This window comes from Flavobacterium franklandianum (assembly GCF_007097365.1).
In the GTDB taxonomy this organism is placed as follows: Bacteria; Bacteroidota; Bacteroidia; order Flavobacteriales; family Flavobacteriaceae; genus Flavobacterium; species Flavobacterium franklandianum.
Map to the genome: position 1 here is coordinate 380,966 of NZ_VJZR01000002.1, position 13,146 is coordinate 394,111.

Consider the following 13,146-nt stretch of genomic DNA (forward strand, 5'->3'; position numbering starts at 1 on the left):
TATATTATAACTTTGTGTAGGAATAAACAACTGTTAAATTATTTCAATTATTTTTGTGCAAATATGAAAGGTTTGTAGTTTTTTTTATGTGGAGTTGGAGCGAGTATTATAAATTAAAAAAAAACTACTTTTTTGGGGAGTTTCAATTTTTTTGCGATACTGTTTTTTTCTCAATACTCTTTTTTGAGATTTTAAATTTGGCACTTTATATACCACAACAACTATTATTTATTCAATTTTTAATGTTTTGATGTTCTTGATTTTAATTTTTGAAAGTATGTTTAGAGGGTACAAGTGATCCTATAAAAACAACATTTTTTTAATTTTTTTTCTTGGTCTGTTATTAATTGGCCCCATTGGTTTAATTCACATAAAAAAACAGTTCAAGAAATTCAAAAAATGAATAACTTGAACTGGTATTAAAAAAAAACTAAAAAAAACTAAAACTTCAATTAGGGATGTTTTTTGGAGTTCACAGAAGTGATTACTTTTGTGGCTTCAATATTTTGTTGAAAATCTTTAAATTTTAAAAAGAAAGAAGACAAACCAATGATCGTTACAAACGAAACATAATAACCTATTCCACCAGTACTTATCAAAGGTATTGTAGTAAAAGTTTCTATGCCAAGGCCCGCAAAAATTGCAAAAATAGAACAGATGCAAAAAGTTACTTTATGATATTCTGATACTTTATTTTTCATTTTTTTCTGAATTTAAATTGTTTTTAAATATTTTTAACCCGTAGTGTTTAATTGGCTACTTTCTTGTTTATTACTTTATTATCGTTGGATGTGATTTGAACAATTAAAACTTGGTTCGCATATTTTAAACTTTCAATACTCGTTTCATTTGCATTAACTTTTGTTTTTTCGAATAATAAACGACCTCTTATGTCATACAATTTTACATTGTCAATAAATGTTCCATTTGATTTGATGTTGATGTTTCCATTTTTTTTGAAAACTACTAAACTATTTTCGTCAAAAACTACAGTGTTGGTTCCTAACGTTTTTTGGTATTTTAATGAAAATCTTGAATTTGTTGCTCCAGTTGGCGCACTAAATGTGTATCCGCCATTTTTTAAATTAGTTTCAGTTCCAGTTTCATTGTCTTTCAAGATAATATCTTGGCTTCCTGAAAACAAACCCTCTACGTGGTCTATAGCAATAGTGTAATTTCCAGGGTTTGTTGCTTTGAAACTCAATGGCACTTCATCTGTTCCATCGAATGGTAAGGCACGACCTTGAATTACATAATCGGTATTGTCCAGAACCGAATTTAAGGCAATAGCTCCATCGTTGTAATATTTTCCGTCAAAATCGTCTACACCTTGAGTTGCTTCAGAGACATAACTCAGTGCCATTTGAGAAAAGTTTCCAATTGAATTGGTTGCGTTTAGCCAAATTGTACTTCTTTCGACAACTTTTGTTTTGAAAAATTGATTTGCATTATTCGCTATTCTCTGTCCATTATTGAAGGTTACTGAGGTTGCCGAATTCAGAGCTTCTACAAAGAAACCTTGTCCAGTTTGAATAATTCCATTAGGATTTACAACTTGGGCTCCCCCATTAGAAGTGAAAACTCCATTAACCCAAGTACAATAAGTTGGATTAGTTAATCCATTTGTTTTTCTCCAGAAATATAAAGTTCCTGTAATTTTTGTATTGTTATCCGCAACAAACTGAGTCATACTGATGGTTGATGGATAAGGGTTTCCAACTAAATTGAATCGTTTTCCTACACCTCCATTTGTTATCGTAATCGGAATTATTCCATTATTAGGAACACCTGTGAAGCTTCCGTTCCAAACCGTTGGAGTAGTTGGATGGTTGTTTGAAATACGGATTAAATACCCCTTGCCTAAAGCAAAATTTGTTGTTGCTGGACTTGCAATTTCCGTATACAAATTGGTAGATGTGGTATAATCATAAAATCTGTTCGAACTTGTTGCTGGAGAAAACGATTGTAAAAATAAGCTGGTATTATTAGTTACCGGTGATGACCAAGCAGTATAATCGAGACGAATTAAAGCAGAACTATTACGTTTAACTATAATATTTCCTGAATTAGCTGCATTTGAAGTCTGTATCAAATTGGCATTATTATTCAAAGTGAAACTTCCAGAACTTACCGTTATCGCACCGTTTAAGGTTACATTATAACCTGAGGGAATGCTTACCACGGCGTTGTTATTTACGGTTAAGGTGCAAGCATTAATATTTGTCGAAACGTTATAATTACCAGCAATAATTGCTGTAGTTGAGCTTGTTGGTGCTCCATTTGACCAAGTAGTTCCATTCCAAGTAGTCGTTGAAGAACAATTAGTAGTTATTGTAAATGTTTGGGCAACGGTTGCTATAGAACAACAAGAATTAAAAACCGTTACATTAGCAGTGCCAGAACTTGAAATGTCTGCAGCACTAATTGAAGCAGTTAATTGATTTGCACTTACAAAAGTAGAAGTTCTGTTGGCTCCATTCCATCTTATCAAAGATTGACCATTAACAAAGTTACTACCATTTACAGTTAAAGTGAATGCTGTTTCACCACTAATAGCGGTGTTTGGTGAAATTGTGGTAATTGTTGCTTCCGGAACAGTAATAGTTACAGAGGCAACACAAGTCGATATTTGCCCGTCAGCGTCAGTGACAGAAAGAGTTACAGCTTGAGTTGTATTTGCGTGACTACAATTGAATGTGTTTGGCGAAACAGTTATTGCGGTAATTCCTATATCATCTGATGAACCATCATTAACATCTACGGGAAGAACGGTCAATGACCCAGCACTGTTTAGTGATAAAGTTGCATTTTTACAAATGGCGACTGGAGGTGAGGATTTTATTTCAAGTATCTTGAAATTATCGAATCTAAACCCTTTAAAAGTAGTATTGTAGCCGTGAGCTCTGTTATTAGAGTCAGTTCTAAAAATAAATCGGAACTTCACGCTGGCTTTATTAAATAATCCAGAATTTTCTGTTGCGCTGATGTAGTATTCTTCGAGTACCCACTTGTCGAATTTATCTCCGTCATATATGGGTAGTCCATCGGGTTGAAAGGCTTTATCTCCTGTTGTTTTTGATGTTGTTGCAAGAGTAGTTGTATAATCTGTCACGGAAGTCGTCGTGCCAGGTTTGGTGTATTTTCCATCCATGGCAATCCAAGTTGTACCTCCATCTGGTGATCCTTGTAATTGGACATAGTCAAAACTTCTTTCTAAATCCCATTTTGCATTAAATTGTATCGCAACTTGTTGTTTTCCAGCCAATGATATTGCAGCTGTTTGAGTTAAATTTGCAGTAGTTATTGCACTAGCATATGCTGCAGCAGTATTTGTTGTAATGCCCGCAGTTCCACCAAAACCGTCAGTTGTAGTTATAGCCCAAGATGCTGTTCCTGATGCTGTCCATCCAGCACCAGTCAATGTGGTTGGGTCAACTAATGATGTAAATAAACTTGTTGGATTGTAATATTTTTCTAAGCGGGTTTTATAAATAATATACGTTCCATTTGAGAGTGTAACTTCAAATACAATTTTCTCTTTAGCAGCTATTGTTGGGCTAAGAGTGAAATTTACACCAAGATTTCTTTGTTCTAGAACGGTCATTCCTGATTGTTCTGCCACATTAGTAACGGATAATATGTTTGATGATATAGGAGTAACAGTAAGGGTGAAATTTCCATCTGTTTGACCAACTCTTTCTAATCCAAAGCTTAATGCTCCGCTAGTAGTGCTTATGTCTGATTTAGTTAGATCATGCAATTTTGCATAGACACCGCTATAAAAACCAGCAATAAAATTCATTCTCATGGCTCTTTTAGCAATGGTAGGAATTTGAGAAGGAAGTGGCCAAAATCCACCCTCACCAGTAGGAGCACCATTTTCAGGTGTCCAACACAAAGTATTTTTGCCAGAACCTTCGCTCATCCAATCATTACAGTTTCCATTGTTCCAGTAGCTAATGTTCGGACTTGAGCCATAAGCATATCTGCTGTATTGTGTCATATCGTGAGAATATTGATAATATTCGTTTTCTCTGCCATTGGGAACTCCAGCATTAGCAGTATTATTATTGGTGTGGTAAAAGGCAGCTCGTCCATGTAAAGCAGCATTTTTGTAGGCGTGATGGTTCACAGAAGTTTTAAAATTATGAAGTAAGAAAAAATCTTTTATTGAAGTAGTTTCAGCTTCTGAGAATCCAGCAGTTCCTCTGTATGTGTCGTCGCATCCAGCAGGTGATGATCCTTGGTCATCATAACCCCAGTAGGTGCCCCAGTTTCTGTTTAAGTCAATACCGTCTAAGTAGATTGAACATGGTACTGCTACTGTTCCAGTTACTCTTCTGTTTTTTCGTTGCATTCCGCCGCCAGTTGGAGCTTGTTGTTGATTATAGGCAAGTCCGTCAGGATTTACAATTGGAATAAAATAGAGTTCGTGATTGTCAACTAGATTTTTAACGTCTGGATCAGTGGCATAGTTTTCTAAAAGATACCACATAAAGTATGTAAGGTTCATTAAACTAGATACTTCTCTAGAATGTGTCATTCCAGTATATAAAGTTTGAGGTTTCGTTCCAGTGATGTTTGAGTTTGAAATTTTAACTACATAAACTGGTCTTCCGCCAATTGTGAGCTGATTTGTAGGAGAAGCATTTGCTTTTGCCGTAATTAAATTGGGATACAAACTTCGCATCAAGTCCAACTGAGCATTTGTTTCATCGACAGTTAGGCATCCTCCAAAAGAAGCTCCCAGTTGAAAATTAGTTGGAACGGTCCAATCAATTTCAGTTTTTTCAAATCGGTGCGTAATATTTCCGAAAGAAGTTGCTTTAAGACTAGTACTTTTATTTGTGCTTTTGATTTTGTTAAGTTTTTCAGTTCTTAAATTTACTTTAGCTTGCGGTAAATTTTTTACAGCACGTTTAGCATAAAAATTTTCCATATCGTCAATAACAACCTGGTAAGATGTTATTTTATTTATTTTAGATGCTTCATATGTAGAAACTTCAATCAGTAAATCACCGTTTGAGTCAAATTGAGAACCACAATCTAAATCGAGGCCAATGCTCCCCAACTTGTTCATTAATTCTGGTGAGGGATTAGAAATTTTAATTTTTTTGTAAACATCATTTGGAAGGTTCTTTCGAATATGCGAATCATGGTTTTTTTGTGAATACAAAAACGAAGTGAAAAATAGAAGCGGTAGTACGATATAAGTAATTCTTTTCATAATAGGGGGATTTTGAGCTTCAAACCTAAAAAATATTTTTTAATAAACAAAATTAAATATCGTTTAAATACATATTTTAACGCTAAAATACAGTAAACGTTTATATATATATTAAAAATATTACAAAATAATAAAACGATGAAGTTGTTTTATAGAAAAATTAAATTGTTATGCCGTAACAATTTTTTTATCAATTTCTAATTTGGCTTGAGTTCAGTGTAGAGAATGATTATATCATATTTTTAATTTTTTGAAAATTAAAAAGGGATATTTTTAAGGAGAACTAATAGGTTTCTTAAACTCGGATTATTTGTTTATCTAAAGAAGTAGTATTAACAAAAAACTATACTTCTTTTTTTGGAAATTAATTATTTCTTGTTTGGGCCATCTCTAGTAGTTCTTTCATTGTATTTGGCATCGTGAACATTACTAGATTTTTAGAAATTGTTGATAAACTCTCAAAAGCTATAGCGCCTATATAGCAATCAGCAAGATCAAAACTATAGACTTGCCATTTTTCACTAGTTTTTAGTAGAATAGAGTCTATACAATGAAGTCCCTCCAAACACGGAATTTTTTTAAAATCTTCATCAATGCCTTTTCCTAACCCCTTGACAAAGGCTTCTTTACGTGTCCATGAGGTGTAAAAAGCGGTTTTTTTATTAACAGCTTTTTGAATAGATGAAATTTCGTTATCATTAAAAATATCTGGAAGAAGTGGTATAAAGTCAAAATTTTCAGAAACATATTCAATATCTATCCCAACCATATTACGCGAAATTGCTATAACTGCAAAGTCTTCAGAATGTGATATATTGAAATGCAACAAGGGATGAGAGGCTAAATAGGGCTTTTTATTGGGATGATAATCAAGATAAATAGTTGTAACATCCAATTTAGTTTGAGCTGCTAGAACAAATTTTAAAATCGACCTGCAAATAATAAATCTATTTTGGTCTTTTTCCTTATAGTAACGTTTGGCTCTGTTGCGTTCATCGGGAGTAAGAAAATTGATTAAGTCGTTTGTTAATTCATTAAAATTAGGTAAGTAGAGAGCATAAATTATTATATCATCATTACTTAATGAATATTCTTTACTAAGAGATAATTTTTGTTCGTTAATATTTTTATTTGAAATAAAGAGATTAAATGTTGGCATGTCTTTTATCTAGAATATCCTGAAGCATTCTTGCTAAGATTTTGTCGTGTGGCGCTATTCTCATATCAAAATTATCAGCAGGTATGTTGTGTAATGTAACACCCATTGATGCCGCTTTTTTCCATCCCAAGTGTGTTGGGGCTAATTGATGATCCATATGATCTTTTGATCGAAATAAATCTACTTTTAAGCTTTGTGGCTTAAGGTGATATTTGTCAAGAATCCCGTGCATCATAGAAGTTGCTTCTACGAATCGTTCTAGCGCTAATGCATCTAGTTCAGACATTGTGTTGTTTTCATCAAATTGTCTTTTTAAGAGATACTCTTTTTTTGCATTAAAACGCTTCTTAAAACCATCCCAACTTGTGAGCATTTCTTTTAAAAACGTTAGCCTTCTTCGTGTACGATGATAGTATCTAATAAGTTTTTTTTGCTTATGCGTTTTATAATAATAGGAGGAATCAGCATAAGAGTCAACTAATAAAGTCAAGCTAACTTCTTTTCCTAGTTCCTGCAATTGTCGGGTCATTTCAAAAGCAACAATTCCACCAACACAATATCCCGCCACGGCATAAGGGCCATCCGGATTTATTTTTACAATAGCTTGAATGTAATGTGCTGCCATGGCTTCGATTGACTCATGCCAATCATCAAAACCATTAGAACCAATACCTTGAATCCCATAAAATGGTTGGTCTTCATCAAAGTGTTTACTCAAGTTCGCAAAATATAAAACATCAAGTCCTCCTCCGTGAACCATAAAAAGAGGTACTTTGTTTCCGTTAGATTTTAATGGGACTATACAATCTGAATAAATTTGGCTACCCTCATTTAATAATCTAGCAAACTTTTCGACGGTTGAATATTCAAATAATACTGATAAAGGAAATCGTTTACCAGTATTTTTCTCTATTTCCGCTACAACTTTTACTGCCATAATTGAGGTTCCACCCATTTCAAAAAAGTTGTCATCTATTCCAATATCTGATACTTGTAGAATTTCACCCCAAACTTTTGCGATTTTTTCTTCGATTTCTATTCTAGGTTTTCTTAAAACTGGAGCTGAGTCTGGGCGAAAATATTCTGGAATAGGTAAGTTTTTTTTGTCAATTTTTCCATTTGTTGTCAGTGGAAAATCATTGACCCACATAAAAATATTAGGAATCATGAAGCTAGGTACTATTTTAGAAAGTTCTTCACGTACATTAGGATGTTTTTCGTTACTATCTTTGGGTTGAAGATAAGCAACAAGACGAGGTTCAGAAGTGTCAAGTTTACTCAGTATAACCGAAGCTAGTTTTATTTGAGGTATTGCAATTAGTGCAGCCTCAATTTCGCCTAATTCTATACGATGCCCATTAATTTTGACTTGCTCATCAAGGCGGCCAAAATATAAAAGATTACCATCCGGCAACCATTTTGCCAAATCTCCGGTACGATACATTTTAGTATCGGTATCGAAAGGGTTCGGGACAAATTTTTCCGAAGTTAAATCCTCTCGATTAAAATATCCTCTTGCTACTCCATTTCCTCCTATGAAAATTTCCCCTACCTCATTTGCTGGCAAAAGCTGCCTATTTTCACCTAAAATATAAATTTGGGTATTTGAAATTGGTTTGCCAATGGGAATGCTTTCGCTAGAAGGTGTAGCCTCAAAAGTATTGAATTCATAAATAATACAACCCACAGTTGCTTCGGTTGGTCCGTATTCATTAACAATAATAGCATCGATGCTGGATGACCTAAATTGATTAATATGATAATTAAATAATGCTTCACCTCCAATAATATACTTATTAGCGAGTTGAGGTCTGGCCTCTTTATTTATAACGGAAATTAATATGCTTATGTGCGATGGAGTTAGCTTTATGAAATTAAAAGGAGCGTAATTAAATAAATTAATATCATCAAAAATTTCTAATCCAGTTCCTGAGCTAAGAATCAATTTTTTACCAAATATTAGGGGAAGAAAAATCTCTGTTATACTGGCATCAAATGATAAAGAAAGGTGTGCGAAACATCCAGAATTATTTGAATTTGTATCAATATAATGACTAACACTTAATAGATAATTTAATAGGTTACGATGTTCAATCATTACTCCTTTGGGATTTCCTGTACTTCCAGAAGTATAAATAATATAAGCTAAGTCGTTTGGGTTTAAAGATACTGTGGAGGGAGCATTATCAGCATATTTTGCTTTAGAAACGAGAAAATTGTCAAGTGCAGCTTGATTAAAAGTGAATTTACAGTTGCAATCGTCTTGTATATAACTAATTCTTTGCTGTGGATATTCAGGATCTATAGGTACGTATGCTGCACCAGCTTTTAGAATACCCATAATGCAAACAATTAACATTTCGCTTCGTCCTAGCATTATACCTACTAAATCCCCAACAATTACATCCTGTTCGCTAATCAAATAGTGAGCAAGTTGATTAGATAGTAAATTAAGTTCATTATAAGTAAGTTTCAGATCCTTGAATACGACAGCTATTTCATTTGGTATTTCATCAACATGTTGCTGAAATAAATCTACAATTGTCTCTGTTAGTGGATTCTTTATCTCAGATATTGGTTTTTTCATAAATGGTATAATTTAAATTCCTTACTTTTAATTTAGCATCCTTTATGTGTATAATAAAAAATTAAATATTGCTATGTCTTTCATCTAAAATATCCTGAAGCATTCTTGCTAAGATTTCATCATTTGGAGGATCTACAATAGCAAGATGATCACCAGGAATGTCATGAATATTGACTCCTTTCAAAGCTGCTTTTTTCCATCCCAAGAATATTGGGTCTAATTTGTATTCCTTATCATCTTTTGCTCGGAATAAATCTACTCCGCAGTTTTGTGGTTTTAGCTGATAGCGATCAACAATTTTGTTAACCATACTACTAGCGACTGTAAACTCTTCAAGTGCCAATGCTTCCTGTTCAGACAAAATGTCTTTTTGACCAAAATACATTTTTAAGATATGCTCTTTTTTTGCTTGGGTACGTATTTTAAAAGCCTTCCAACTCGTGAGCATTTCTATTAAATAACTTAATCTTTTACTATTATTGTCATAAATTCTCATCAGTTTTTTTTGCCAAGAAGCAGTATAATAATAGGATAAATCTGCATAAGTGTCTAATAAAGCAACAATACTTACTGTTTTGCCTTGCTCCTTTAATTGGCGAGCCATTTCAAAAGCAACGACACCTCCAAACGAAAATCCAGCTAATGCATATGGCCCTTTCGGATTTATTTTTATGATTGATTCTATATAGCAAGCAGCCATATCTTCGATGGATTCAAACCAATTATCATATCCATTAGGTCCAATTCCTTGAATGCCATAAACGGGCTGATCATCATCAAAGTGACTCACTATATGTATGAAATTTAAAACATTGAGACCAGCACCATGAATTATAAAAAGAGGAGGCTTGGTGCCTTGAGGTTTAATAGGTACTAAATGTTCTGAATAAATTTCTCTATCGGTGTTTAATAGTTTAGCAAGTTGCTCGATGGTAGAATGTTCAAATAATGCAGATAGTGGTAATTTCTTCCCAGTTTGCTGTTCTATTTTATTCATTACTCTAACAGCGATTAATGAATGTCCACCTATTTCGAAGAAATTACTGAAAATATCTATTTTTTCTCTCTTTAAGCTTTCTTTCCAAATAGTTTCTACTATTTTTTCAGTCTCTGTTCTGGGCTCAGTATATTGAACTATTTTATTTGATTTATAGTTTAATAATGCCTTACGGTCGATTTTTCCACTCAGTGTCGTTGGTAGCTTTTCCAAGATGTTAAAGTCGTGTGGTACCATAAAAGTCGGCAGTTGTGCGGCCAATTCATTTCGCCATAATCGAATCTGATCTTGTTCATTTGTGATTTCATAATCGGCTTCAATAAATGCAATAAGAATGTCAGTTTCAGCTATAACAATAGCTGATTTAATCCCATCGATAGACAATAAAGCTTCTTCTATTTCGCCTAATTCTATTCGGTAACCTCTCACTTTGACTTGGTGATCAATACGTCCAAGACACTGAACATGGCCATTAGGTAAAAGTTTTCCTAAATCTCCAGAAAGGTACATTTTGCCACCTAATTCCCGATTGAATGTGTTTGTCAAAAAACGTTCATTATTGAGATCAGGCCGATTCAAATAACCTAGAGAAACTCCATCTCCGGCTATCACTATTTCTCCTACTTGTCCTTCATTTACAGGCTTTCTATTTGCATCTAATAAATAAACATTTGTATTTGCAATGGGCGTGCCAATGGTTATTGGATTATCATTTATTGTTATTTGAGTAAGAAAGGAGCATACTGTAGTTTCTGTTGGTCCATAAATGTTCCACAATTCGTTACATCTTGAAAGTAATTCTTTAGCCAAAGGAATTGGTACAGGTTCTCCGCCAATCAAAGCCTTTATATTCAACGGTTCTTTCCAACCCGAATCTATTAGAATGTGCCATATACTCGAGGTTCCCCACATCATTGTGATTTTATCCTTAGCAGCTTTTTCTAACAATAAATTTCCATCCCTTCTAGTTTCCTCATCAACAAGAACTACGCAAGCTCCGTGAAGTAGAGGTAAGAAAATTTCCATCACCATTGCGTCAAATGAGATGGTAGTTATCGAAAATATTTTATCAGTTGCAGATATACCTGGTTCTTTGGCCATCGAATACACAAGGTTGATAACATTGCAATGTGCAACTTGAACACCTTTTGGCTTTCCGGTAGATCCCGATGTGTATATGATATAAGCAGCAGATTCAGTAGGAACCATAAGATTTATGGGTGCTACAGGTAAATCGACCATTGATTCCAAAATAGTACCAATAGAGAGAGAAACCGCTTTATTTGGAAAGTTTCTTTTTGAGTTTAAACCTATGTAAAATGCAGCATCTGAATCTTCAATCATTATATTGAGTCGCGCATCTGGATAATTAGTGTCTATAGGTACATAAGATGCACCACATTGTAATACAGCAAAAAGAGAGGTAATTAATTCGGGAGTTCTTTCTAAAGAAATAGCTACAATTTGACCAGGTCGTAAACCTTGTGACCAAAGATAATTCGCCATTTGATTTATCATTGTACTTAAATCGCCATAAGTAATTTGCTTATCTTCAAATTCAAGTGCTATTGAATTAGGATATATTTCAGCTTGTTTAGCAAAAAGTTCATGTAATGTGCTCTTTGGATAAGACATTTTTGGCCCGCTTATTTCGAATTTTTTGCTTGTATAATCTTGAAATGTAATTTGTTCCAATGTTTTTGATGGGTCTTCAACTATCTTTTGTAATACTTGTTCAAAAGACACCATCATTTTCTTGATAGTTTCTGGTTTAAAAAGAACCTTGTTAAAAGACCATTCTAAAACAAGATTTTTTTCGCTACCGCTCGCATTAAGAAAAATTTCGAAAGTTTCGAAAGATCTCGTTGTATTTATTAATTTAAAATTAAGATTTGAAAAGGCAACGTCATCAGTTAAGTCTAAACCCATATTAAACGCTACAGGAACTAATGGTATTCTTGACGGATCGCGAGCAACATTAAGTTTTTGTAAAAGCTGTCCGAAGCTTAGTTGTTGGTTATCGTAAGCATCAAATAGTTCTATTTTACGTTGATTTAGATAGTCAATAAAACTAATATTTGGCTCAGGAGTACTTCTTAAAGGAAGTAAATTTACACAATGACCAACTAACTCATTCATACCAGTTACAGGCTGTCCCGCTGCAGGAACCCCAACGGCGATATCGTTTTGACCAGTTAATTGACACAAATAAACCTCGAAACTAGCTAAAATAGTTGTAATCAAACTAGTGCCAGCAATCAAACCTATTTTTTTTAATGAAGCCACGAGTTGTGCGTCTAATGAAAAATCTAAACGCTCGCTTTCATAAGTACGAATCGATGGTCTCGGATTATCAGTTGGAAGATTTACTACAGGAATAGATTGCTCATACAATGAGAACCAATACTTTTCTATTTCTTTGTATTCATTACTATTTATAAATAATTGTTCCTCCTCTGCATATTCACTAAAAGCAATCGAAACGGGTAATAGCGGTGTTTTATTTTCAATTAGCGCGGAATAAATTATCCCTAATTCTTCCAATATAACACCTATAGACCAACCGTCACAAATAATATGATGGATGTTTATTATTAAACTATGCTTTACATCAGAAATCTTAATTAAACTAACTCTTAATAGAGGACCATTAACAAGGTCAAAAACATAATGGGCTTCCTCGTTTAGACAATGGTCAAATTTGTCAATTTGTGACTTTTTTTCAAAATTTGATAGATCAAGATTGGTGATAGCAATCGGTAGATTTTTGAAAATGGACATTTGAATACCATCATTGCTAAAAGTTGCACGGAGTGACTCGTGACGATTAACCAAAGTTTGAAATGCTATTTTCATCACTTTACTATCCAATAAGCCATCAAAATCTAATGCATACAATAGGTTAAAGGCTCTGTTTGCATCATTTCCACCGAAATAACAAGAAGTCCATATTTCAGACTGCGATTTTGTAGTATAGATTACGGTTTCAATATCACCAGAAAGTGGAATTAGTTGATTTTTATTATGAGTATTTGATTGATCATTCATTGTGATGTCTAAATGTGGTTAAGTACTTATTTTGAGGCCTAAATGTATGTATATAATTTATATTTATAGGTATCTAAAATGTTCGCTTGATAACTAAAAGTTATGTTCAATTTTTTTTATCTCTCTAT

The 13,146-nt window shown here is 33.6% G+C and carries 5 protein-coding genes; all 5 read right to left on the reverse strand.

What is annotated here, in order from left to right; genetic code table 11:
• Positions 1 to 452 precede the first annotated feature (452 nt).
• Positions 453 to 701: a hypothetical protein gene (locus FNW17_RS04225; RefSeq protein ID WP_126563091.1), complete on the reverse strand. Its 249-nt coding sequence runs from the start codon at positions 699 to 701 to the stop codon at positions 453 to 455.
• Between the two features lie 47 nt (positions 702 to 748).
• Positions 749 to 5,227, reverse strand: a complete 4,479-nt coding sequence (locus tag FNW17_RS04230; protein WP_144070943.1) for a M14 family zinc carboxypeptidase — start codon at positions 5,225 to 5,227, stop codon at positions 749 to 751.
• A gap of 364 nt (positions 5,228 to 5,591) precedes the next feature.
• Positions 5,592 to 6,386, reverse strand: a complete 795-nt coding sequence (locus FNW17_RS04235) for a 4'-phosphopantetheinyl transferase family protein (protein WP_143390254.1) — start codon at positions 6,384 to 6,386, stop codon at positions 5,592 to 5,594.
• Positions 6,373 to 8,973, reverse strand: a complete 2,601-nt coding sequence (locus FNW17_RS04240; protein WP_144070944.1) for a non-ribosomal peptide synthetase family protein — start codon at positions 8,971 to 8,973, stop codon at positions 6,373 to 6,375. The genes FNW17_RS04235 and FNW17_RS04240 overlap by 14 nt, the downstream gene beginning before the upstream one ends.
• 61 nt (positions 8,974 to 9,034) lie before the next feature.
• Positions 9,035 to 13,018, reverse strand: a complete 3,984-nt coding sequence (locus FNW17_RS04245) for a non-ribosomal peptide synthetase (RefSeq protein ID WP_144070945.1) — start codon at positions 13,016 to 13,018, stop codon at positions 9,035 to 9,037.
• Positions 13,019 to 13,146: the final 128 nt, after the last annotated feature.

Bases quoted from the DNA above. Each gene is read 5' to 3' on its own strand.
- FNW17_RS04225 (WP_126563091.1), bottom strand. From the start codon at position 701: ATGAAAAATAAAGTATCAGAATATCATAAAGTAACTTTTTGCATCTGT.
- FNW17_RS04230 (WP_144070943.1), bottom strand. From the start codon at position 5,227: ATGAAAAGAATTACTTATATCGTACTACCGCTTCTATTTTTCACTTCG.
- FNW17_RS04235 (WP_143390254.1), bottom strand. From the start codon at position 6,386: ATGCCAACATTTAATCTCTTTATTTCAAATAAAAATATTAACGAACAA.
- FNW17_RS04240 (WP_144070944.1), bottom strand. From the start codon at position 8,973: ATGAAAAAACCAATATCTGAGATAAAGAATCCACTAACAGAGACAATT.
- FNW17_RS04245 (WP_144070945.1), bottom strand. From the start codon at position 13,018: ATGAATGATCAATCAAATACTCATAATAAAAATCAACTAATTCCACTT.